This window comes from Xanthomonas sp. WHRI 7064, assembly GCF_040202355.2.
Lineage (GTDB): Bacteria > Pseudomonadota > Gammaproteobacteria > Xanthomonadales > Xanthomonadaceae > Xanthomonas > Xanthomonas arboricola.
The window spans coordinates 3335063-3358266 of record NZ_CP167821.1 but is presented as its reverse complement, the minus strand read 5'-3'; the positions used below and the strand labels follow the sequence as shown (position 1 = coordinate 3358266).

19 protein-coding genes and 1 riboswitch are annotated in these 23204 nt (G+C 65.7%); of the genes, 8 read left to right on the top strand and 11 right to left on the bottom strand.

Annotated elements, in window-relative coordinates; all coding sequences use genetic code 11:
* Positions 1-147 precede the first annotated feature (147 nt).
* Positions 148-1038 (bottom strand): Hsp33 family molecular chaperone HslO, encoded by an 891-nt coding sequence (locus tag ABQY74_RS14475; RefSeq protein WP_166768877.1) that lies wholly within the window; start codon positions 1036-1038, stop codon positions 148-150.
* A gap of 74 nt (positions 1039-1112) precedes the next feature.
* On the opposite strand from ABQY74_RS14475, the gene mtgA reads away from it, so the two are divergent.
* From mtgA to ABQY74_RS14460, 3 genes are read left to right on the top strand one after another with little or no spacing between them, the layout of a single operon-like run.
* A complete protein-coding gene (gene mtgA, locus ABQY74_RS14470; protein ID WP_104553724.1) occupies positions 1113-1853 on the top strand; it encodes a monofunctional biosynthetic peptidoglycan transglycosylase in 741 nt (246 codons plus the stop codon).
* Entirely contained in the window at positions 1796-2902 is a 1107-nt protein-coding gene (locus ABQY74_RS14465; RefSeq protein WP_372469898.1) for a glycosyltransferase family 2 protein, read from the top strand. The genes mtgA and ABQY74_RS14465 overlap by 58 nt, the downstream gene beginning before the upstream one ends.
* Positions 2862-3290 (top strand): CBS domain-containing protein, encoded by a 429-nt coding sequence (locus tag ABQY74_RS14460; RefSeq protein WP_228599869.1) that lies wholly within the window; start codon positions 2862-2864, stop codon positions 3288-3290. The genes ABQY74_RS14465 and ABQY74_RS14460 overlap by 41 nt, the downstream gene beginning before the upstream one ends.
* A gap of 635 nt (positions 3291-3925) precedes the next feature.
* Here ABQY74_RS14460 and ABQY74_RS14455 read toward each other — a convergent pair.
* From ABQY74_RS14455 to ABQY74_RS14440, 4 genes are all read right to left on the bottom strand, one after another.
* Entirely contained in the window at positions 3926-5887 is a 1962-nt protein-coding gene (locus ABQY74_RS14455; protein WP_372469896.1) for an AsmA family protein, read from the bottom strand.
* A gap of 49 nt (positions 5888-5936) precedes the next feature.
* Positions 5937-6581, bottom strand: a complete 645-nt coding sequence (locus tag ABQY74_RS14450) for a hemolysin III family protein (protein WP_349791941.1) — start codon at positions 6579-6581, stop codon at positions 5937-5939.
* Between the two features lie 75 nt (positions 6582-6656).
* A complete protein-coding gene (locus ABQY74_RS14445; RefSeq protein WP_104590172.1) occupies positions 6657-8261 on the bottom strand; it encodes a peptide chain release factor 3 in 1605 nt (534 codons plus the stop codon).
* A gap of 135 nt (positions 8262-8396) precedes the next feature.
* Positions 8397-9317: a M23 family metallopeptidase gene (locus tag ABQY74_RS14440; protein WP_349791939.1), complete on the bottom strand. Its 921-nt coding sequence runs from the start codon at positions 9315-9317 to the stop codon at positions 8397-8399.
* A 128-nt stretch (positions 9318-9445) separates the two neighbouring features.
* Positions 9446-9566: riboswitch (SAM riboswitch) on the top strand.
* A gap of 71 nt (positions 9567-9637) precedes the next feature.
* Between ABQY74_RS14440 and ABQY74_RS14435 the strand changes: the two genes are divergently transcribed.
* The 3 genes from ABQY74_RS14435 to ABQY74_RS14425 are packed head-to-tail and all read left to right on the top strand — an operon-like array spanning position 9638 to position 12968.
* The gene (locus ABQY74_RS14435; protein WP_349791938.1) at positions 9638-10669 is read left to right on the top strand and encodes a homoserine O-succinyltransferase; all 1032 of its coding nucleotides are present in this window, start codon (positions 9638-9640) and stop codon (positions 10667-10669) included.
* Positions 10666-11883 carry an O-succinylhomoserine (thiol)-lyase gene (locus tag ABQY74_RS14430; RefSeq protein WP_039526086.1) on the top strand — a complete coding sequence of 406 codons (1218 nt, stop codon included), beginning with the start codon at positions 10666-10668 and terminating at the stop codon, positions 11881-11883. The genes ABQY74_RS14435 and ABQY74_RS14430 overlap by 4 nt, the downstream gene beginning before the upstream one ends.
* Complete coding sequence (locus ABQY74_RS14425; protein WP_349791935.1) at positions 11880-12968, top strand: homoserine dehydrogenase; 1089 nt, start codon at positions 11880-11882, stop codon at positions 12966-12968. Before ABQY74_RS14430 ends, ABQY74_RS14425 begins: the two co-directional genes overlap by 4 nt.
* 200 nt (positions 12969-13168) lie before the next feature.
* Here the strand turns inward: ABQY74_RS14425 and ABQY74_RS14420 are convergent, their stop codons facing one another.
* On the bottom strand, positions 13169-14164 hold the full coding sequence (locus ABQY74_RS14420) for an alpha/beta fold hydrolase (RefSeq protein ID WP_039519684.1): 996 nt from the start codon (positions 14162-14164) through the stop codon (positions 13169-13171).
* Positions 14165-14606: 442 nt separating this feature from the next.
* Complete coding sequence (locus tag ABQY74_RS14415; RefSeq protein WP_126967576.1) at positions 14607-15989, bottom strand: L-serine ammonia-lyase; 1383 nt, start codon at positions 15987-15989, stop codon at positions 14607-14609.
* Between the two features lie 85 nt (positions 15990-16074).
* On the opposite strand from ABQY74_RS14415, the gene ABQY74_RS14410 reads away from it, so the two are divergent.
* The gene (locus ABQY74_RS14410) at positions 16075-16308 is read left to right on the top strand and encodes a glutaredoxin family protein (protein ID WP_016904749.1); all 234 of its coding nucleotides are present in this window, start codon (positions 16075-16077) and stop codon (positions 16306-16308) included.
* A 506-nt stretch (positions 16309-16814) separates the two neighbouring features.
* Here ABQY74_RS14410 and ABQY74_RS14405 read toward each other — a convergent pair.
* The 4 genes from ABQY74_RS14405 to ABQY74_RS14390 form a co-directional block, all read right to left on the bottom strand.
* A complete protein-coding gene (locus tag ABQY74_RS14405) occupies positions 16815-17447 on the bottom strand; it encodes a cold shock domain-containing protein (protein WP_338142902.1) in 633 nt (210 codons plus the stop codon).
* A gap of 150 nt (positions 17448-17597) precedes the next feature.
* On the bottom strand, positions 17598-18167 hold the full coding sequence (locus tag ABQY74_RS14400; RefSeq protein WP_126967574.1) for a YceI family protein: 570 nt from the start codon (positions 18165-18167) through the stop codon (positions 17598-17600).
* Between the two features lie 11 nt (positions 18168-18178).
* Positions 18179-18742, bottom strand: a complete 564-nt coding sequence (locus ABQY74_RS14395) for a cytochrome b (RefSeq protein ID WP_054591487.1) — start codon at positions 18740-18742, stop codon at positions 18179-18181.
* Positions 18743-18744: 2 nt separating this feature from the next.
* Positions 18745-19407: a YceI family protein gene (locus tag ABQY74_RS14390; RefSeq protein WP_104600222.1), complete on the bottom strand. Its 663-nt coding sequence runs from the start codon at positions 19405-19407 to the stop codon at positions 18745-18747.
* A 96-nt stretch (positions 19408-19503) separates the two neighbouring features.
* Here ABQY74_RS14390 and ABQY74_RS14385 point away from each other — a divergent pair, with 96 nt between their 5' ends.
* Positions 19504-23058, top strand: a complete 3555-nt coding sequence (locus tag ABQY74_RS14385) for an ATP-binding protein (protein ID WP_349791931.1) — start codon at positions 19504-19506, stop codon at positions 23056-23058.
* Positions 23059-23204 lie beyond the last annotated feature (146 nt).

The window sequence follows — 23204 nt, the reverse complement described above, 5'->3', positions numbered from 1 at the left end:
CGAGCGGGAGGCGAAGAAGGTGGCGCATACCAGAGTTCAGACCCAGGGGCAGTTGTTAAGTTCCCGAGAGCGGGCAATGAGAATGCTAGGGCGTTTATGATTATTTAACAAGTGGCCGCGTTCCCCAGAACGCGGCGTCAACGCTATCTATTGCAACCTTTCCGGCGCGTCCAGCGACGGCTGCGCCTCGCTGAAAAGTACGTCCAGCGCGGTCAACGGAAAGTGATACTCACGCCCGCAGAACTCGCAACGGACCTCGACCTCGCCGGTCGCTTCGGCAGCGGCGCGGGCTTCGTCTTCGCCCAGGGACTGCAGCATCGAGGCGACCCGCTCGCGTGAGCAGGAGCAGCCGAAGCTAAGCGGCTTGCTGCCCAGCAATTGGGTGTCTTCATCGTGGAACAACCGGTGCAGCAGGTCCTCGCTGGCGACCGACAGCAATTCAGGTGCGCCCAGGGTGTCGAACAACGCGCCGATGCGGGTCCAGCCATCGGTGTCGCCCTCGTCGCCGGGCAGCTTTTGCAGCAACAGGCCTGCGGCCTGGTCTGGGCCCGCGGCCAGCAGCAGGCGGGTCGGCAACTGCTCGGACTGGTGGAAATAGGTCTCGAAGGCCTCGGCCAGATCCGGCGCCTGCATGCCGACCAGGCTCTGGTAGCGCTGCGGTTCGCGCGGGTCCAGGCCGGGATTCTCGATGGTGATGGCCAGCAGCGCGGCCTCGCCCAGTTCGCGCAGGTCAGCGGGCGCATCGGCGCCGTCGGCCAGCTGCACGATGCCGCGCAAGGTGCCGGCCGCGGTGCATTCGGCGAACAGGGTGCGCAGCGTCTGGTTGCCGCGCAGCTGCACCGACAGACGCCCGTCGACCTTGGTGTGGCCGGTGAACAGGGCGGCGGCCACCGCCGCCTCGCCGAGCAACTGGCGTGCGGCGGGCGGGTAGTCGGCGGCCCCCTGGATGTCGTGCCAGGCCTGGGTCAGGCGGACATGGACGCCGCGCACGCCGGCAGCAGGCAGCAGGAAACGGGAAAGCTGATCGTGATCGGTCATGGGAACATCGGACGTAAGGGACGCCGGTTGCCGGATAATGCAACGAGCATCGGGATGAAAGGTCGTAGCGAACAATGGGGACGGATGCATTGGATGGCAAGCAGGTGGCGCCACCGCGGCGCGCGCGGCGCTGGCTACGTTGGCTGTTGGCAGCACCGCTGCTGTTTGCCGCCGCGAGCGTGCTGCAGGTGCTGGTGCTGCGGGTGGTCGATCCGCCGATCAGCAGCATGATGGTGGGGCGCTATCTGGAAGCCTGGGGCGAGGGCGACTGGGATTTTTCGCTGCACCAGCAATGGCGCGACTACGACAGGATCGCCGCAAGCCTGCCGATTTCGGTGGTGGCTGCGGAGGATCAGCAGTTTCCGGTGCATCACGGCTTCGACCTGCAGGCGATCGAAAAGGCGCGCGATCACAATGCGCGCGGTGGACGCGTGCGCGGGGCCAGCACGATCAGTCAGCAGGTCGCCAAGAACGTGTTCCTGTGGCAAGGCCGCAGTTGGGTACGCAAGGGCCTAGAGGCCTGGTACACGGTGCTGATCGAGTTGCTGTGGCCGAAGCAGCGCATTCTGGAGATGTATCTCAACGTGGCCGAGTTCGGTGACGGGGTGTATGGCGCGCAGGCCGCTGCCCGGCAATTCTGGGGCAAGGATGCGGCTGGGTTGTCACCGACCGAGTCGGCGCGCCTGGCGGCGGTGCTGCCCTCGCCACGCCGTTATGACGCGCGTCGTCCCGGCGCCTATGTGCAACGGCGAACGGCATGGATCCAGCGGCAGGCGCGCCAGCTGGGTGGCCCTGCGTATCTGCAGGCGCCGTGAGCGTGCAGACGTCCGGACCCGCACAATTGCCGGTGGTAGCAGACCGCCTGACGGTGGTGATTGCAGCCTATAACGAGGAGACCAGCATTCCACTGCTGCATCCGCGCCTATGCGCAGTGCTGGCGGGTCTGAGTGGCGTGCAGACGCATGTGCTGTATGTCGACGATGGCAGCAGCGATGGCACCTGGAGCGTGTTGCAGGCACTTGCCGATGCTGACGCACAAATGAGTGCGGTGCGGCTGTCGCGTAACTTCGGCAAGGAAGTGGCTATTTCTGCAGGCCTGGACCATGTGCTGCCCGGTGCGGTGGTGCTGCTCGATGCCGATGGACAGGACCCGCCGGAGTTGATCCCCGAGTTCGTCGCGCTGTGGCGTGCCGGTTACGACAATATCTTTGGCACGCGGATTTTCCGTGAGGGCGAGAGCTGGCTGAAGCGCAGCGCGGCGCATGCGTTCTACCGGGTGATCCGGCAGTTGTCGCGCACGCCGATTCCGGCCGATACCGGGGATTTCAGGCTGTTGTCGCCGCGGGTGGTGGAGGCCTTGCAGCAGCTGCGCGAGCGCCACCGTTTCATGAAGGGGCTGTTTGGTTGGGTCGGGTTTCGCCAGGTGGCATTGCCATACCGTCGTGCGCCGCGGCTGTCGGGGCGCAGCAAGTTCACGGTGTGGCGATTGTGGAACTTCGCGCTGGATGGCATCACCAGTTTTTCCACCGTGCCGCTGCGCGTGGCGACCTATCTGGGCTTGCTCACCGCGCTGGTGGCATTCCTGTTCGGTGGCTGGGTGGTGATCAAGGCGGCGCTGATGGGCGACCCGGTGGCCGGCTGGCCGACCATGATGTCGGTGATCCTGTTCCTTGGCGGTATCCAGCTGATCGCCCTAGGCCTGATCGGCGAATACCTGGGCCGCTTGTATGACGAGGCCAAGCAGCGTCCGCTCTACCTGGTCGATACCCACCGCGGCGCGGTGGGAGTAGTCTGCGACCACCAGACCAAGCGCGGAGCGGGCCATGCAGACCGTACGACAGCTGTTGGGGACCAAACAGGTTGAGGTATTCGCGGTAGCGGCAGACGCTGCAGTGATCGAGGCGATCCGGCTGATGGCCGACAAAGGCATCGGCGCGGTGTTGGTGATGGACGGGCCACGCTTGGTCGGCATCGTGTCCGAGCGCGATTACGCGCGCAAGGTGGTGCTGCGCGATCGCGCCTCATCGACCACCAGCGTTTCCGAAATCATGAGTACCCAGGTGGTGACAGTGTCGCCGTCGGACACGGTGGAGCGCTGCATGCAGTTGATGACCGATGGACGCTTCCGGCATCTGCCGGTGGTCGACAATGGCCGCGTGCAGGGCGTGATTTCCATCGGCGATCTGGTCAAGGCGGTGATCGAGAACCAGCAGCGCGACATCGATCAGTTGCAGCGTTACATCGCCAGCTAGGGCCGTACCGGCTACGTTCCCTGCGTTTTGTCTTGAGCCACGCTGTTGCTCGACATAGCTGCGTGTGCCTGTTGCGGGCGGATAGCTCAGCTGTAGAGCGATTGATCTGCGGGGTTGCTGCAAGGTCCTTGCCCGCCCACCATCGCAGGACACGCCGCAAGTACGTCCTTGTAGGCTCTTACGCGGCATCCATGCCGCGTAAGGTCCCGCGACGGGGAGCGGGCAAGGGTCAGTTGAGATGGTCGGTGTGCATCGCTCTCAATAAAGCAGTCAGCAAACTCCCTGGTGCGGTGTTCTCGACGCTGTGAGTTTGCTGCAAGGCCCTTGCCCGCCCACCATCGCAGGACACGCCGCAAGTACGTCCTTGTAGGCTCTTACGCGGCGTCCATGCCGCGTAAGGTCCCGCGACGGTGGACGGGCAAGGACCAGTCGGGAGGGTCGGTTTGCATGGTGCAAGCAGTGCAGGCCGTGCGGTCGTTCGAGGACTGCGGTTTGATCAGCTCCTTTCGATCCGTGCCATCACTGCAGTTTTGGGGTCACTGCATCCGTCAATGCACTTGCATGCGATCGACACCTTGCCACCATCGCTACAGCATTGGACAGGTCTGCTGTTCGCCCAAAGTCGTGTAGTGCACTTACTTTGCGAACTTGCCGCCGCAATTGCTGTCCTTGCCGGGACCCGGTTCGAAGGTTGCAAGCAACGCGGCGGGTGGAGCGATCATGCCCAGGCCGACCGCAAGCGCGCCACGCAGGCCCAATGCCTTAAAGTCGGGACGGAAGGTCGGGTCCTTGAAGCTGCCACCGATTCGTAAGGGCGAGCGCAGGCTCAGGATGCTGCGGTCTTTCGGGCGTGGGCGCAGCAGCAGATCCAGCGTTTCGTCTTTCAAGCTGACGCTGCCTTCGCCGATGATGATGGTGTCGGTGCTGTCGAACGCCAGCGCGCGCGATTGCATCAGGCCGTCCTGTACGCCGAAGTCGCCGAAGATGCAGCGCACCGGAATCTGGCGGTCCTTGGTGACCAGATACTTGAGCGATTCGGCGATATCCAGCCCGGCCAGCTCCATGATCAGATTGCCGACATGGCCGCGGCCCATGCCCACGCCGATCGTGCCGTCGGCGGTACCGAGCATCGCGCCGATCGAGTTGCCGCGTCCACGCAGATCGAATTCACCACCGATGGCACCCGAGGCCTGCTTGGCAAGGGCGGTATCGGGGAAGAGCTGATCCAGCCGAATGCCGCGAAGACCTGCCTTGAGGTGCGTGGTGATCACCTCGTTGCGCGCATCCATGCGGATGGTGGAGCGGATATCGCCACCGGCAACGCCGAAGTTCAGCGGGTCCAGCTGCAGCAGGCCGTCCTTCAATGTCAGCGAGGCATCCATGTCGTCCAGCGGCCACGACGGCGCATTGATGCGCTGTGCGCGCCAGCGTACCTGCGCATCCATCGCGCGTAGCTTCGACAGGTCGTAAGGAGTGCTGGGCAGCACGCGCGCGCTGGCCGCGAGCTGTGCCGCCTGTTTTTTCTGTTCGGCATTTGCCGACTCGTTTGCGCCGGTCTTCGGTGGTGCGCCGACGAACCCTGCCAGGTCATCGAAGTCCAGGCGTTTGGACGCCAGATCGGCACGCAGGAACGGACGCTTGTTGCGCAGGTCCACTTCTGCAGTGCCCGACAGATCGCTGTCGCCGGCGGTGCCGGTGAATTTTTCGTAGCGCCAGAGCTGGCCGTTGCGGCGCAGATGGCCGTCTAGCTTGTACGGCGGCGTCGACGGCATGGCCACGCCGGTCAGCGGATACAGATCCTGCATGTCCTGGCCGCTGAGCGCCATCTGCAGATCGAAGACCTGGAACTGGAACGGGTTGGTCAAGGTGCCGCGCACGTGGGTGCGGGTGGCGCCGGCGCTGCCGCGCAGATCGATGCGGAACGGGTGCTCGCTCTGGCTCAGCTCCAGCGGCGAGGCGGTATTGCCCTTGAGCGTAAAGGGATAGCCCTTCCAGCGGCCCTTGCCGTCGATGCCGATCGGCGCTGCACGTTGGTCGCTGCTCGGTGGTGCAAGGCTGTTGATCGCCACATCCACGTCCGAGCGATTGGCTGCATCGACGTATTGCAGGCGCCCGTTGTTCACCAGCAGGCGGCCAAGGCGCGGCATCGTGCCATCGCCACCATCCTGATCGAATACCCAGTTGCCGGGATGGGTATCGTCGCCGGCTTCCAGCAAGACGGTTGGGTGATCCAGACGAATTTCCGGCAGACGCACCTTGCCGCGCAACAGCGGCCACAACTCGACATCGATCTCGGCCGAATTGAGCTCGGCCATCGGCCCGCGCTTGGACCACGCTGCGTTGGCCAGACTCAGACGATTGCCGCGCACGGTGGTCGTGCGGCCCAGCTTCACGTCCAGATAGCCGAGATGGAATTCGCGACCGGTCTTGGCGCTGACTAGGCGCTCGACCGGACCGCGCAGCCAGTTCCACTGGAACAGCAGCACGAAGATCACCACGGCGGCGGCGATGGCAAGCCCGACCAGCCAGCGTCGACGACGTGGCGTGGGGGAAGGTGGTGCAGCTGAGGTGTCGGTCACGTTGTTCACGCGGGCCATGGTTGGCGATGCCTCGTGCACGGCGCGCGAACGCGCTGCAGATCGCGCCTCACATGACCTGCGCAATCACCGCAACGAAGTGGCACGCGCTGCCCGCCAGCACGAACAGATGCCAGATCGCGTGGAAATAGCGCTGGGTGTCGCGTTGGTAGAAATACGTGCCCAGGGTATAGAAGAGCCCGCCAGCCAGCAGCCAGCACAGAGACCAGGTATCGACCGAGCGCAGCAACGGCTGGATCGCCACCACGATCAGCCAACCCATCGCCAGATACAGCACTGTCGACAGCAGGCGGAAACGACCGGTGAAAAACAGTTTGAAGACCACTCCGGCAGCGGCGATCGTCCAGATCGCGGCGAACAATCCCCAGCCCCAGGAGTCGCGCAGATTGATCAGCGTAAACGGGGTGTAGGTGCCGGCGATCAACAGATAGATCGCGCAGTGATCGAGCACCTGCAGGCGCGCCTTGGCGCCCGGATGCGGGATGGCATGAAACAGCGTGGAGGCGACGTACAGCAACACCAGGGTGGCGCTGAACACGATGGAGGTGGCCAGTTGCCAGCCGTCGCCATAGATGGCGGCCAGCGTGATCAGCACCGAGCCACCGGCCAATGCGGCAATGGCACCCAGGCCGTGGGTCACGGCGCTGGCTATCTCGTCGCGCAGGTCGGTCAAGGGGGAGGCGTCTGCGTTCATGCCAAAAAGGTACCGCAATTGCGAGCAATTCGCATCGCCAGCAAGTGCGGTCGCAGGCGTCGGTTCAAGCCGCGGTCAATCGATCGCCTTGGCATGCGCGTGTTCGCGCGTGGCAGAGAAGCGCACGTCCGGCGCACGTTCCTGCGCCAGCTGCAGATTCACCCGCGTCGGTGCGAGATACACCAGCTGGCCGGCCGCGTCGATGCCCAGGTTGCCGGCGTTTTTCTCGCGGAACTCCTCCAGCTTCTTGGCGTTGTCGCAATGTACCCAGCGTGCGGTGGTGACGCTGACCGGCTCGAAGATCGCGTCCACGCCGTATTCGTCCTTGAGCCGGTAGGCCACCACGTCGAACTGCAGCACGCCCACCGCGCCGAGGATCAGATCGTTGCTCATCAACGGGCGGAAGAACTGCGTGGCGCCTTCTTCGGACAGCTGTGCCAGGCCCTTTTGCAACTGCTTGAGCTTGAGCGGGTCGCGCAGGCGCGCACGCCGGAAAAGCTCCGGTGCGAAGTTGGGAATGCCGGTGAACGACAGCGATTCGCCTTCGGTGAAGGTGTCGCCGATGGAGATGGTGCCGTGGTTGTGGATACCGATCACGTCGCCCGGCCAGGCTTCGGCGGCGATCTCGCGGTCGGAGGCCATGAAGGTCAGCGCGTTGGCCAGCTTGACGTCCTTGCCGCTGCGCACGTGCAGTGCCTTCATGCCGGCGGTGAACTTGCCCGAGCACACGCGCATGAAGGCCACGCGGTCGCGATGCTGCGGGTCCATGTTGGCCTGGATCTTGAAGACGAAGCCGCTGAGCTTGGCTTCGGTCGCCTCGACCCGGCGGCCGGTGGTGTCGCGCGCCTGCGGCGGCGGTGCGTGCTCGATGAAGAAATCCAGCAGCGGTTGCACGCCGAAGTTGTTGACGCCTGAGCCGAAGAACACCGGGGTCTGCTGGCCGGCGCGGTAGGCCTGCAGGTCGAACGGATTGCTGGCGCCCTGCACCAGTTCCAGTTCGTCGCGCAGCTCGGCCAGCATCTGCGCGCCGATCTTTTCGGCAAGTCCGGGTGCATCCAGTGACGGGAAGATGGTCGAATCCTGGCGGGTGAAGTTGCGGCCCTGTTCGTACAGGTGCACCTCGCCGGTGATCAGGTGCACCACGCCCTTCAGGCGCTGGCCCATGCCGATCGGCCAGGTGACTGGGGCGCACTGGATGCCGAGCACGGTTTCGACTTCATCCAGCAGATCGATCGGGTTCTTGCCCTCGCGATCGAGCTTGTTGATAAAAGTCATGATGGGGGTGTCGCGCAGGCGGCAGACTTCCATCAGCTTGATGGTGCGTTCTTCCACGCCCTTGGCGACGTCGATGACCATCAGCGCCGAGTCCACCGCGGTCAGCACCCGATAGGTGTCCTCGCCGAAGTCGGCGTGGCCGGGGGTATCGAGCAGATTGACGATCTTGCCCTCGTACGGGAACTGCATCACCGAGGAGGTGACCGAGATGCCGCGCTCCTTTTCCAGCGCCATCCAGTCCGAGGTGGCGTGACGGGCAGCCTTGCGGCCCTTCACCGAGCCTGCCATCTGGATCGCACCGCCGAACAGCAGCAGCTTTTCGGTCAGCGTGGTCTTGCCCGCATCGGGGTGGGAAATGATGGCGAAGGTGCGGCGGCGCGCGGCTTCGTTGGAGACGTCGGACATGGGCTGAGCGCGCCCGGTCGGACGCCTGCGGAAACTGAGGAAGCCGGAGATTATAGCGGCTTCGCCGCAGCCGGCCTCTGTAGCGCCGGTCAGGGGCTCTCCGGGCGGCAGGTTGGCGCTCCCGGGCGCCGCCACTCACGGTGCCGGCGAGGGGAACTGCAACTCGCCCTGCGGGCCCAGCATCCGGAATGGCAACGAGATCAGGCGCATGTCCGCGTTGCGCTGGAGCGAAAAATGTAGGTGCGGGGCCGTGCTGAAGCCGGTACTGCCCGAGGCGCCCAGGCGTTCGCCGGTGCGCACCACCTGGCCTGGGCTTACTGCAACGCCATCGGGTGCCAGGTGGGCATAGATGGCCATGCTGCCGTCGGCGTGCAGCACCCGCACCAGGTTGCCGGCACCGGCGGCCTGGTCATGCGGGCCGCCTTCGATGACATCGCGCCGCACCTCCATGACCGTGCCCTCGCGCGCCGCCAGCACAGCCGTGCCCTGCGGCAGCGCGAAGTCCACCGCGTACCAGTTGGGCGCATCGGTATGGCTGAAAGCCCCACCAAAGCCCTGGTCCACTTGGATCGGCGCATCGCGAAACGGGAGCTGGTAACGCACTTGCTGCTGCGGGCGAGCCTGCGGATCGCCGGGCACCACGTCGAGCTTGAGTCCAAGCCCACCCAGGCTGCGCTGGTTGCTGGCCGGATACAGCCGGGCGAGCAGGCGGCGCTCATGCGCAGCCAGTTGCACCGTCAGCGGCAACTGCGGCACGGCGCGGTAATCCTCGCTGGGCGGTGCGCTCAGCTGCACCTGTTCGGGCCCGGCCAGCGGGTTGCTGACCCAGGCCAGGTAGGCCGGTGCCTGCCACTCCAACTGCAGCGACGGGCCGGTGTCGGAAGATGCGGGCGCCGCCTGTGCCGCTGCGATTGTTGGCGAGCTCGCAGTCGTGTTTGCGGCACCGGGCCAATGCCAGCGTTGCTGCGCGTTGGCGGGTGCGGCACACACCAGAACCGCGAGCAAGAAAGGCCAGGCGAGGGCAGGCAGGGCGCTGCGAGACACGTGGTGGGGCACGCGATCGGCTCGAACGAAGGGGCCTCAAGTATGCGGTCCATCACAGGCCGCAGTGGTATCGGATGAAAATATATCTTTCCATCCGCATGAAGAGATTGACATCGCAAAAAAGCGGTGGCATCTTAGCCTCACCATCGAGACCGGCGGAGGGACAGGCCCTTTGATGCCGGGGCAGCCAGCGGAGCGCGCAAGCGCCCGCGTTTGGTGCCAAATCCTGCGGGGACCTCCGCGTCCGCCGAAAGATGGTTCGAATCGTGCCTTGCGCACGTCGAACGCGAGCTCCCGCGAAGCTCGATGGCCGATCCACCCCGGATATCGCCATGAGCCTCGTGAATACAGCATCGCCGACACCGACCGAATACGCCGATCCACCCGCCGCCACCGACGACGGCTTGATTGCCGTGCGCGGCGAGCGTGTCATTGCCTTGCCGATGCGCCATGCCGGCATGCGCGAGCTGCGGCTGCGCTATGAGCTGGTCGGCGCCGCCAATGCGCCGGTGGTCTTCGTGGCCGGCGGAATTTCCGCGCATCGCCATCTGGCCGCCAGCGACCTGTTCCCCGAGAAGGGCTGGGTGGATGGCCTGGTAGGTGCCGGCCGCGCGCTGGATCCTGCATCGCGCCGCCTGCTGGCGTTCGATTTTCTCGGTGCCGACGGCACGCTGGATGCGCCAATCGACACCGCCGACCAGGCCGATGCGATCGCCGCCTTGCTGGATGTGATGGGTATCGCGCGTTTGCATGGCTTTGTCGGCTACTCGTACGGCGCGTTGGTCGGCTTGCAATTCGCGACCCGCCATGCCGCCCGCGTCGGTACCCTGGTTGCGGTCAGTGGCGCGCATCGCGCCCATCCGTATGCCGCCGCCTGGCGTGCACTGCAGCGCCGCGCGGTGGCGCTGGGCCAGCTGCAATGCGCCGAAAACCATGGGCTGGCGCTGGCACGGCAGTTCGCCATGCTCAGCTACCGCACCCCGGAAGAATTCAGCGAGCGCTTCGACGCGCCGCCGGAAGTGATCAATGGCCGGGTGCGCGTAGCCGCCGAAGACTACCTGGATGCCGCCGGCGCGCAGTATGTCGCGCGCACGCCGGTGACCGCCTACTTGCGACTGTCCGAATCCATCGACCTGCATCGCATCGACCCGGCGCAGGTGCGCGTGCCCACCGTCGTCGTTGCGGTGGAGGGCGACCGCCTGGTGCCGCTGGCCGACCTGGTCGGCCTGGTCGAAGGGTTGGGGCCGCGCGGCAGTCTGCGCGTGCTGCGCTCGCCGTATGGCCACGACGCCTTCCTGAAAGAAATCGATCGCATCGACGCGATCCTCGCCACTGCCCTTCGCATCACCGGAGAAACCGCATGAGCTTTCGTGACCCCGCCGACGCCCCCTGTACCGCCGCCACCGCCGCCGTCCGCGCCGGCATCGATCGCGACACTGCCTATGGTGCGGTGACGCCGCCGATCGTGCTGTCGTCGAACTTCTCCTTCGATGGTTTCGGCAACAAGCGCCAGTACGACTACACCCGCAGCGGCAACCCGACCCGCGATCTGCTCGGCGAAGCGCTGGCCGAGCTGGAAGGCGGCGCGGGTGGGGTGATCACCTCCACCGGCATGGGCGCGATCAATCTGGTGCTCAATGCGCTGCTGCAACCGGGCGACACCCTGGTGGTGCCGCACGATGCCTACGGCGGCAGCTGGCGCCTGTTCAACGCGCTGGCCAAGAAGGGCCACTTCGCGCTGATCACCGCCGACCTCACCGACCCGCGTTCGCTGGCCGATGCGCTGGCGCAGGCACCCAAGCTGGTGCTGATCGAAACCCCGTCCAACCCTTTGTTGCGCATCACCGATCTGCGCTTTGTCATCGAGGCGGCGAAGAAGGCTGGCGCATTGACCGTGGTGGACAACACCTTCCTGTCGCCGGCGCTGCAGAAGCCGCTGGAGTTCGGGGCGGACCTGGTGCTGCACTCCACCACCAAGTACATCAACGGTCACAGCGATGTGGTGGGCGGTGCGGTGGTCGCGCGCGATGCCGAGCTGCATCAGCAGCTGGTGTGGTGGGCCAATGCGCTGGGCCTTACCGGTTCGCCGTTCGATGCCTTCCTCACTTTGCGCGGTCTGCGCACGCTGGATGCGCGCCTGCGCGTGCATCAGGAAAACGCTGACGCCATCGCCGAGCTGCTGGACGGGCATGCGGTGGTCAACCAGGTGTATTTCCCCGGGCTGGCTGCACATCCGGGTCATGCACTGGCCGCGCGCCAGCAGAAGGGCTTCGGCGCGATGATGAGTTTCGAGCTCGACGGTGGCGAAGCCGCAGTGCGCGCGTTTGTCGATGGCCTGCGTTATTTCACCCTGGCCGAGTCGCTGGGCGGTGTGGAAAGCCTGATCGCACATCCGGCCTCGATGACGCATGCGGCGATGACCGCCGAAGCCCGCGCTGCCGCCGGGATTTCCGATGGCTTGCTGCGGCTGTCGATCGGTATCGAATCGGCAGAAGACCTGTTGATCGATCTGCGCGCCGGCCTGGCGCGTGCCGAAGCGACGCTGACCAGCGCAAGCCGCAAACAGGTCGACGCGTGAGCACTGTGCTGCCTGTTTCGCGCCGCGCTTCGGCGGCAGCGGTGACGCCGACACCACGGCTGGCCTTGCTGGGAACCGGGACGGTGGGGCGCGCGTTCGTGGCCCGCTACACCGCGCTGCAGGAGCGCCAGCTGCAGTTGCCGCGCTTTGACTGGTTGGCCAACTCGCGTATTGCCCACGATTGCGGCACCAGCGCCGCACAGGCCTTGCACCAGGTCAATGCCGCGCCGCGTGGCCAGGCCGTGCTGCAGCCCTGGGCGGAAACCACCGCCTTGCGTGCCGGCGATGTGCTGGTGGATGCGACCGCCAGCGAGGTCGTTGCCGACTGGCATGCGGAATGGCTGCTGCGTGGCGTACACGTGGTCACTGCCAACAAATTGGGCCAGGGCACCGCGTTGTCGCGCGCGCAGGCCTTGCACGCGGCGCGTCACGCCAGCGGTGCGCACTACGGCGATAGCGCCACCGTGGGGGCGGGGTTGCCGGTGCTGAGCAGCGTGCGCGCGCTGGTGGCGGGCGGCGACCATATCCATTCGATCGAAGGCGTGTTGTCCGGATCGCTGGCGTGGCTGTTTCATCGCTACGACGGCACCGGCGCATTTTCCGATTGCGTGCGTGAGGCGATGGCGGCCGGCTATACCGAGCCGGATCCGCGCATCGATCTATCAGGCGAGGACGTGCGGCGCAAGTTGCTGATCCTGGCGCGCGCAGCGGGCTGGCAGCTGGAAGCCGAACAGGTGCATGTGGAATCGCTGGTGCCCGCAAGCATTGCGCGGTTGCCGCTTGACGCCTTGGATGCGCAACTGGGCGCGCTGGATGCGGTGGTCGGCGCGCGCTGGCAGCAGGCACGTGCCGCGGGGCGTTGCCTGCGCTTCGTCGGCCGTGTGGACGCACATGGTGCCAGCGTCGGCTTGCGCGAGTTGGCGCTGGATCACCCGCTGGCCGGCGGCGCCGGTACCGATAACCGTGTCGCCATCAGCAGCGATCGCTATCGTCAGCAGCCATTGCTGATCCAGGGGCCGGGCGCGGGTGCCGAAGTGACGGCGGCGGCGTTGCTGGATGATGTGTTGCGAATTGTGGCTGGGTAGCCGGCTAAGGACATGGAAAGGCGCCGGCGCTCTTTGAGCGCGGCTGTGGGTGCGCGCGCTGTCGATTGGATCGCTACGCGTGTTGATGGCCTGCCGGCTGTTCTGCACCTTGCAAACGACTCAGCTGCAGCTCGCGTATGCGCAAGCTGCAGCTTCCGAGGACGCGTTGGTCACGCCAATCGCACCGCTGCTGGCATTGCTTACGGCGCAATCGCCTTCAGTAACGCGGCATTGAACCGTGTCGGGTCCTGCACCTGCGGCGAATGTCCGAGGTCGGCGAATTCGACGAGCTTCGCGTTCGGAATCGCCTCGGCCGCACGCTTGCCCAGTTTGGTGTAATCGCCGACACGTGCCTTGACCTCCGGCGGTGCGGTGTCCTTGCCGATCGCGGTGCGGTCCTTGAGACCAATGAACAGCGTGGTCGGCACGCTGAGTTTGGGCAGTTCGTAGACCACAGGTTGGTTGAACACCATGTCGTAGGTCAGCGCCTGGTTCCAGGCAACCGCCTGCCTGCCGTTGCCCAGCGACATGCCGGCCTGCATGCGCGCCCAGCGTTCGAACTCGGGCTTCCACTGGCCGGCGTAGTAGACCTCCATCTGATACTTCTTGATACGCTCGAAGCTGATCTTCAGTTCGTTGTCGTACCAGGCGTCGACGCTACGCCACGGAATGCCTTCGGCCTTCCAGTCTTCCAGGCCGATCGGGTCGACCAGGGCCAGGTGCTCGGTGGCCTGCGGATACATCAGCGCGTAACGGATGGCGAGCATGCCGCCCATCGAATGGCCGACCACCACCGCACGGTCGATGCCCAGCTTCTTCAGCAGCGCCTGGGTGTTGTCGGCCAGCTGTGCGAAGGAAAACTGATAGGCAGCCGGCTTGCTGGACTTGCAGAAGCCCACCTGGTCAGGCGCGATGACGCGGTAGCCGGCGGTGCTCAACGCGGCAATGGTCTGCTCCCAGGTGGCGGCGCAGAAATTCTTGCCATGCAGCAGCACGGCGGTGTGCCCGTTGGGTTTGCCGGTGGGCGCGACATCCAGGTACGCCATTTCCAGCGGCTGCCGTTGCGAGGTGAATGCGAAGGTCTTGACCGGATACGGGTAATCGAAGCCTTCCAGGCGCGGGCCGTAGCTGGCTTCCTGTGCCATCAATGGGCCGCAGGCCAGGGCCAGGGCGAGAGTGCAGGCAAGCTGTCGCATCGCGATCTCCGTCGGAATCCAGCGTCAGACGGTACATGGCGGCATGTGGTGGGGACGTACAGCTCTGCCATGCGACCGCGTTAGCGGGCGCTGCAGTTGGGCGCATTCCCCTGTCTGGCGATGTCTGGACAGTGACTGCAATCGTGCCGTGGCACAGCATGTTGCATGGCTGCGCCGCGTGTCGGCATGTCTGCTTCCGGCAAACGCTAATGATCGCGGTGGCGATGGCCCCATCCGCACTTCGGAACCCTTGCCCCGCAGGCGGGAGACGGGTGCCTGCTGGGTACACTTGTTGCAGGGCAGGACGTTCGCAGCTTGCTCGATCTGCGCAGCTTTCTGCGCCTGCCGGGGATGCAAGGGGTTGGGCGTCTTTTTTTACGCGTGCGCACCGCGTTGCTGCGCTCGGTGGCGATGCATGGCGCGGCCCGGGGCCGCGCCCGGCTCAGCATTCGATAACGTTGACCGCCAGGCCGCCGCGGCTGGTTTCCTTGTACTTGTCCTGCATGTCGCGGCCGGTGTCGCGCATGGTCTTGATGACCTTGTCCAGCGACACCTTGTGCTTGCCGTCGCCGCGCATGGCCATGCGGCTGGCGTTGATCGCCTTCACCGCGCCCATTGCATTGCGTTCGATGCAGGGGATCTGCACCAGGCCGCCGATCGGGTCGCAGGTCAGGCCCAGGTTGTGTTCCATGCCGATTTCCGCAGCGTTTTCGATCTGCCCCGGGTTGCCGCCCAGCGCGGCGACCAGGCCACCGGCGGCCATCGAGCAGGCCACGCCCACTTCGCCCTGGCAGCCGACCTCGGCGCCGGAAATGGAGGCATTTTCCTTGTAGAGGATGCCGATGGCCGCAGCGGTGAGCAGGAAGTCGAAGATGCGCTGCTCGGATGCACCGGGGCAGAAGCGGTCGAAGTAATGCAGCACCGCCGGGATGATGCCGGCCGCGCCGTTGGTGGGTGCAGTGACCACGCGGCCACCGGCCGCGTTTTCCTCGTTGACGGCCAGTGCGTAGAGATTGACCCAGTCCAGTGTGGTCAGCGGATCGCGCATTGCCGCTTCCGGTTTGGACGACAGCTCGCGGTACAACGCCGGTGCGCGCCGAGAGACGTTCAGGCCACCCGGTAGCGTCCCTTCCTGGCGGATGCCGCGCTCCACGCAGGACTGCATAGCGCTCCAGAGTTCGCGCAGGCCCGCGCGAATCTCGTCCTCGCTGCGCCAGCTCTTTTCGTTTTCGAACATCAGCGCGGCGATGCTCAGGCCGCTGCGCGCGCATTGCGCGAGCAATTCGTCGCCGCTGAGGAAGGGGTAGGGCAGCGGCGTTTCGTCGGCCACAATGCGGTCGTCGGCGGCATCGTCCTGGTTGACCACGAAGCCGCCACCGACCGAGTAGTAATCGCGCGTGGCGATCACCGCTTCATCGGCATCGTAGGCGGTAAAGCGCATGCCGTTGGTGTGGTAGGGCAGTTTCTGCCGCTTGTTCATCGGCAGGTCGCGCTTTTCGTCGAAGGCGACGACGTGCTGGCCCATCAGGCTGATGCGCTTGCTGGTGCGGATGCGCTCCAGCGTGGCCGGGATGATGTCCGGGTCGATCAGGTTGGGGCGGTGGCCTTCCAGGCCGAGCAGCACGGCCTTGTCGGTGCTGTGGCCGCGGCCGGTCAGGGCCAGCGAGCCGAAGACTTCGGCGCGGATGCGCACCACGTCCTGCAGGCGGCCGGCATCCAGCAGCCAGCGATGCACGAAGCGCTCGGCCGCGCGCATCGGCCCCACGGTGTGGGAGGAACTCGGACCGATGCCGATCTTGAACAGGTCGAACGTGCTGACAGCCATGCTTGCCGGAGAGGTGAGCGTAAAGGCGGCTATTCTAGTCGGTCGGCGCTTGCGGCACGGCTGCAGCGCAGCATGAGACTTCCCGATGGCCTTGATCCTGTATCAGCGCGACGATTGCCACCTGTGCGACCAGGCCGTGGAAGTGCTGGCGCAGGCACGCGCGGGCGAGTTCGGCAGTGTCTTCATCGACGGCGATGCGGCGCTTGAGGCCGCTTATGGGGAGCGCGTGCCGGTGCTGCGCGATGCGCACGGGCGCGAGCTGGGCTGGCCATTCGACAGCCTGCGGTTGCGAGAGTGGTTGAACGCCGGCACGCGATGAAGCGGTGTGTTCGCCCCCCGTACGCAACAGATTTTGGATTTGGAGTGGCTGAAAACGACGTAGTGCCGGTCTGGTGCGGAGCGGATGTTTGGGCCTTCGCTGCAAGGCGGCCGATCTGCTGCTTGGCTGCAGGGCCCTTGCCCGGCCACCATCGCGGGACACGCCGCAAGTACGTCCATGTAGGCTCTTACGCCGCATCCATGCCGCGTAAGGTCCCGCGACGGTGGGCGGACAAGGACCCGTCGAGCTGGTCGGTGTGTATGGTTTTCAACAGAGCAATCGGCAACTGTCTGGTGCGGTGTCCTCGCCGATTGCGGGACCGTGTGGCGGCATGGATGCCGCCACCGAGCCCCCAGGGACGTGGTCACGGCGTGTCCCGCGAGCGGTGAGGGCACCGCGCTTTCGACCGACTCAGCGTTTGACCTCGGCTTTTGACTGCATCCAACAAGATGGGGCTAACAAACGAATCGTGTCGGCCGCCCGTTCAAGGTGTCAGCCGTATTGATTCAATGGCACCACTGCTTCTCGCAGGGTACGCCATCGTGGTCGCCATCCATCGTTGTGTCGGGGCAGTTGCGCAGCACCCAGGTGGCATCGTCGCAGGAGGTCATCTGCGAGCAGTGTTTGCGCCCGCCGCAGCTGTAGTGCGGCGTGGGTGCGGTTGTGGCCGACGTTCTGCCTGCCGCTGCAGTTGCCGTTATTGCTGGCGAGCTCTGGAGCGCTGCGCGGTCTGGCTGCGTCCTGTTTGCCGGCGCCCATGCCGGAGCTGCAGACGCAGTTTCAGTGGACGCAGAGCCTGGCATCAGCGTGTCCCGATTAAGGTACGCATAGCCGCCAGCACCTGCCACAAGCAGCAGCAACATGACCTTGCCCAGCCCGAGCGAGCGACGGGTCGATGGTGATCGCGCTGCCGCATGCTGCCGGCGTGCGCCACGTTCGGCTGACTGCGCGCCAGCGCGCATCACGCGCACTGCCTGCCGTCGTCCATCCTTGCCCGGTTCGATCTCGAAGGAAATCAGCTCGCCGATGCGTGGCGCGTCCGCGCTGCGTGGAAACGCTGAAATGTGCACGAACAAATCATCACCCGGCTGCGCCGGCGTGATGAAGCCGAAGCCGCGATCGGTATTCCAGCGGGTCAAGGTTCCATGCGTGCGCATCGGTGGCGTCCCTGGGATGGATGCCGAGTCTAGCTGTCGCACGGTGTCATCCGGCCGCCAGGCATAAAAAAACGGCGGACCCGACGAGGTAGTCCGCCGTTCAATGGCCGCGTCCGGTTGCGGCCGGCGGCGTTACTTCGCCTTGAACACGACCTTGGTGCTGATCGCGGTTTCGTTGGGAATGGTCTTGGTATCGGCCCAGTCGCCGCCGCCGACGCCGAAGTCCAGGCGCTTGACCAGCGCCTTGCCGGCCAGCACCGGCTGCGCGCCTGGTGTCCAGGTGAAGGTCAGCGTGACCGGCTTGCTGACGCCGCGCAGTTCCAGCGTGCCGTCGGCCGCGTACTGGTTGCCGCCGAGTGCGCGGAACTTGTCGGCGCGGTAGCGCGCGGTGGCGAACTTGGCGACGTTGAAGAAGTCCGGCCCCTGCAGGGTCGAATCGCGGTCGTTGTTGCCGCTGATGGCACTGGCCAGCGGGATGCGCACATCGAGCTTGGCGCCGGCAAGATTGGCCGGGTCGAAACTCAGCGTGGTGTCGAAACCTGGGAACGTGCCGGTAAACACTTCACCGTCGTACTTGCTGGCAAACACCAGCGACGAGCCGGGCGCCTGCACGTAGTCGGCAGCGAGGACCGGGGCGGCAGCAAACGTGGCCACCAGCGAGGCGGCGACCAGCAGGGGAGAGGCGAACAACCTGGACGACATGGGGGAATCCTTTAGGGTTTGGAAGAGAGCCAACCGCGCGGCAACATCCGCACCAAGGTGGCGTCACGCTGGAACAGGTGGTGGTAGAGCGCAGCGCCGGCATGCGCCAGCACCACGGCAATCAACAGCCAGAAGCCCCACTCGTGGATGAAGTGCGCAACCGCACGCAATTGTTCGTCCGGCGGGCTGAGCTTGGGCACGGCAAACAGGCCAAACCAGCGGAACGGGCGCAGGCCGCTGGTGGAGTCGTACAACCAGCCCGACAGCGGCATCGCAAAGATCATCGCGTACAGCAGCCAGTGGGTCAGCCCGGCGATGCGTTCCTGCCAGCGTGGGGTGCCGGCTACTGGCGGCGGCGCGCCCGCATAGAGGCGCCAGCCCAGCCGGACGATCACCAGTGCCAACACGGTCAGGCCCACCGACTTGTGCGCGGTGTAGACCCAGAAGTATTTCGGCGTCTTGGGCAATTCGCCCATGGTCAGGCCGACGATGCCCAGCACCAGGATCAGTAGTGCGATCAGCCAGTGCAGGGTCTGGCTGACACCGCCCCAGCGTTCGATGTTCTTCAGGGTCATGCTCAAGATTCCGGGCTGGGCGCAGCGTCAGGGGCGGTGGGTGCGTTTTGGGGTTGCGATTGCGGCGCGTCGTCGTCGGCGCGGCCTTCGCGCACGGCTTCGGCTTCGATGCGCAACTCCACCGTGTCGCCGATCATCGATTTCCATGCGTCGATGCCGAACTCGGCACGGCTCAGCGTGGCGGTGGCGGAAAACCCGGCGGTGCGGCGAAACGGCGGCAATGGATGGCGTTTGAGCGCATTGAGGGTGACGTCCAGGGTGACCGGGCGGGTGACCCCGTGCAGGGTCAGGTTGCCGGTGACCTTGGCGTGGTTCTCGCCGCTGGCTTCCACCTGCGTGGAGACGAAATGCGCGTCGGGAAAGCGCTCGGCGTCGATTAGGTTGCGTGCCAGGGTGGCCTCGTTCCACTTGGCATCGCCCAGGTCGGCGCGGCGCAGCGGCACGGTCACGTCCAGCCGTGCCGAGGCCCAGTCGTCCGGGTCGAACACCAGCGTGCCGCTAGTTCCGGAAACGGTGCCCAACGCCTTGGAAAAGCCGGCATGTTCGACCGCAAACAGCACCCGCGTGTGCACCGGATCCAGCGCGTAACGCACCGGCGCGGCGGTCGCGGCAAGGCTGGTCACGACCAGGGCGGGAAGCAGCAACAGGCGGGCGAGGGTTGTCATGGGCGGATTCTAGACATATCCCGCTGCGCCGCGCTTGGCTTGCGCTCGCAACGATCCGTTGCGAGCATGCGGGCTGGACGTGGAAAGGATGCCCACATGCGTTACCTGTTGTTCGTGCTGCTTGCCGCCCTGACTGTGTTTCCGGCGTTGGCAGGCGTGCCGGCGATTCCGCGCTTCCGCATTGTCGGCGCTGCCGAGGGGCTGCCCTCGACCATGATCACCGCCATCGCGCAGGACCGCGCCGGCTATCTGTGGATGACCACCACCGACGGGTTGGTCCGGTACGACGGCGCAGAGTTCAAGGTCTGGCGGAACGACCCGACCGATCGCTACTCGCTGCGCAGCAATATCTTGCAGGCGCTGTATATCGACCGTCAGGACCGGATCTGGCTGGCCTTGGGCGGCGCAGGCGTGGCGATGCTCAGTGCAGATCGGCGCAAGCTGACCGCGTATCTTCCCGACGACGTGCCCGAGCTGGCGCTGGGGGACGTGTATGCCATCGCCGGGCGCGGCGACGAGGTCTGGTTTGGATTGTCCAACGGCAATGTCTTGCGTCTGGATGCCGCGGGGAAATTCACCTCCTTCGACCTGGCGAAGATGGAGGAGCCGCTGCCGGCAAGTCCGGTGTATGCGCTTGCGCTGGACGATCGCGATCGGATGTGGATCGGCACGCTGGGCGGGCTGGCGTATTACGACGGCCTGGCATTGCACCGGGTGCGGCCGGATGGCGACGGCAGCGGCATCACCGCCTTGCAGTGGGTGGGCCAGCGGCTGTGGGCTTCAATGGACACCGGGCTGCGTTACATGGACGCGTCCGGTGCGTGGCATACGCCTTCCTGGGCACCGATGTTCGCCGCCGGCAACCGCACCTGGACCGTGGCCGACGCCGGCGATGGCGAGTTCTGGCTGGGCACCGAACAGGGGCTGTGGCATACCCGTCCGGATCATCCGCCGACACCGGTCAACAACGGCGATGCGCCGCTGGTCTCCAACCGCCACGTGACGACCATCTGGCGCAGTCCGCACGGTGGGATCTGGGTGCCCCTGCATGGGCGCGGGCTGGCCTACCTGCGCGAAGACTGGCGCCGCACTGCCGCCTTCAGGCAAATCAACGACCAGGGCAAGGGCATCGCATGCAGTCTTGCGCCAGCCAACCGATCGGGTGGGCTTTGGCAGTTCGACAGCAGTGGGCGGTTGCTGCGTTACGACACGTCCACCGGGGCACTCGTGCAGACCGGCATCCAGCATCCCGACCTGCGCGATCTGCAGATTGCGACGACCCTGGAGGACAGTCGGGGACAGCTCTGGCTCGGCAATGGGGAGCACCGGTTGTCGCGGCTGGATCTGGGCACAGGCGCTCTTGAGCATTTCAGCGGCGACGGGCCTGCCGAGGCGGTCATCTGGCTGGGCGAATCTGGCGACGGCACGCTGTGGAGCGCTTACGAGCAGGTGATCCAGCGGCGAAATCCGGTGACCGGGCGCGTGCTGGAGACGATTTCCCAGGCCGACCCACATGGCTTGAAAGAGGTGATTCCCAGTCAGCTGAGCGTGGCACCGGATGGCAACCTGTGGCTGAGCGCCGTCGGCGGCATGTATGTCTGGCAGTCCGAGTCACATCGGTTCGTCGCAGTGCCTGGCCTGCAGATCGATCCGATCCAGCGCTTCGTCTTCGAGGATCAAAGCCACCTGTGGCTTTACCGCGCCGGCAGCATGGAGCGTTGGCAGAAAGACGGTGCCGCGTGGAAGCGGGTGCGCCGGATTCTTGCCGCCGAAGGGTTTCCGGCAATGGATGCCTATGGTCTCGAACGCGATGAGCTTGGACGCGTATGGATGTCCGGGCCGCGTGGCCTGTGGCGCATCGATGCACGTATGCCGCGGGCCAAGATCCGCAGTTTCAGTGCGCGCGACGGATTGACCAGCCAGGAGTTCAGCCGCCGCTGTCTGCTGATGGCGCGCGATGGGGTGCTGGTCGGCGGGACTGCCGATGGCTACACGCTGCTGATCGATACCAAGGCGCCGGATGTGCCGTCATTCACACCGCAGATGCGCCTGGAGGCGGTAAGCGTCCAGCGTGCCGACCGCCGTCAGGCGTTGCCGATCCTCGGTGGCTTTTCGCTCGCGCCGAATGACCGCCAGTTGCGCATCAACATGCGGCTGCTCTCGTTCGTCGATCCGATGGCCAACCGTTACCGTACCCGGCTGTCGGGGTTCGATACCGAATGGATGGAGCACGGTGCGGCGGGAATGCGCGAATTCTCCTCGCTGCCGCCGGGCAACTATGTCCTGCAGATGCAGGGGATCGACCCCTTGGGCAATGCATCGCAGGTGCAGTCGCTGCGCTTTTCGGTCACTCCGCCGTGGTGGCGCAGCGATGCCGGTATTGCGCTGATCTGCATGCTCGCCGTGCTGCTCGCTGGCCTGCTCGCCGCCGCCTACCGCCGCCGTGTGCGCATGCGCGCGCAATGGCAGCTGGCCCAGCACAAACGCGAGCTGGCCGAACAGGCATCGTTGGCCAAGACGCGCTTTCTTGCGACCCTGGGGCATGAAGTGCGGACGCCGATGACCGGTGTGCTGGGCATGAGCGAGTTGCTGCTGCAGACGCCGCTGGATGGCCGTCAGCAGGGCTATGCCAGCGCGATCCAGTTGGCCGGCAAGCATCTGCTGCGGCTGGTCAACGATGCGTTGGATCTGGCGCGGATCGAGGCCGGCAAGCTGCCGCTGGATTACCGCGACTTCGATCTGCGTCAATTGATCAGCCAGGTGGCCGAGCTGGTGCGGCCGAGCGCCGAGCAGAAGCAACTGGTCTTCGCCTGCGAGCTGGATGACGCGCTGCCGCCGGCCTTGCATGGCGATGCCAGTCGGGTGCAACAGATCCTGCTCAACCTGTTGTTCAATGCGGTCAAGTTCACCGAGCGTGGCAGCGTCAGCCTGCGTGTGGCGGTGGTGCCGCAAAGCCACAAGCAAGGCATCCGGATCGAAGTGTGCGACACCGGCCCGGGCATGAGTGCAGAACAGCGCGGGCGCCTGTTCCAGCGCTTCGAGCAGGCCGAAGGCGCCGTGACGCTGGCCCGGCATGGCGGCAGCGGCCTGGGCCTGGCGATCTGCCGCGAACTGGCAGCGGCGATGGGCGGTGCGGTGACGGTCAGCAGCGAACTGGGGCAGGGGGCGTGTTTTGTCGTCGAGCTGCCGCTGCGCTGGGTGAGTGCGCTCCCTGCGGTGCCCGCGCCTGCACGGGCAAGCTCGTCCCATGCACAGGCGCCATTGCAGTTGCTGCTGGTCGAGGACGACCCGACCGTGGCGCAGGTGATCATTGGCCTGCTGCAGACGCGTGGTCATCGGGTCACCCATGTCCTGCACGGTCTGGCGGCGTTGGCCGAGGTGAGTACGCGCAGCTTCGACGCGGGTCTGTGCGATCTGGACCTGCCGGGCATCGACGGTGCGGCGCTGGTCGCGCAGTTGCGTGCGCGCGGCGTGCGCTTTCCGATCGTTGCGGTCACCGCACGTGCCGATGCCGACGCAGAACCGCAGGCGATGGCCGCCGGTTGCAATGGCTTCCTGCGCAAGCCGGTCACCGGCGAGTTGCTGGCACAGGCACTGGCAGGTGTGCTGGCCGACGCCGCCGATGCGCATGACGCGCCGGCCGTCGACTGAGCTGGCGTCGCTTGCCCCGTCGTACGGTTGCCGCCTGGCGCGGATGCAACAGCGGTGAACCAGATCGAGACCCCGTGCATGCGCCGGTTCGGGCCGAGGAGTAAAAAAAGATGAGCGACGCGACAGGCTCGCTCGGGCTTGCTCGC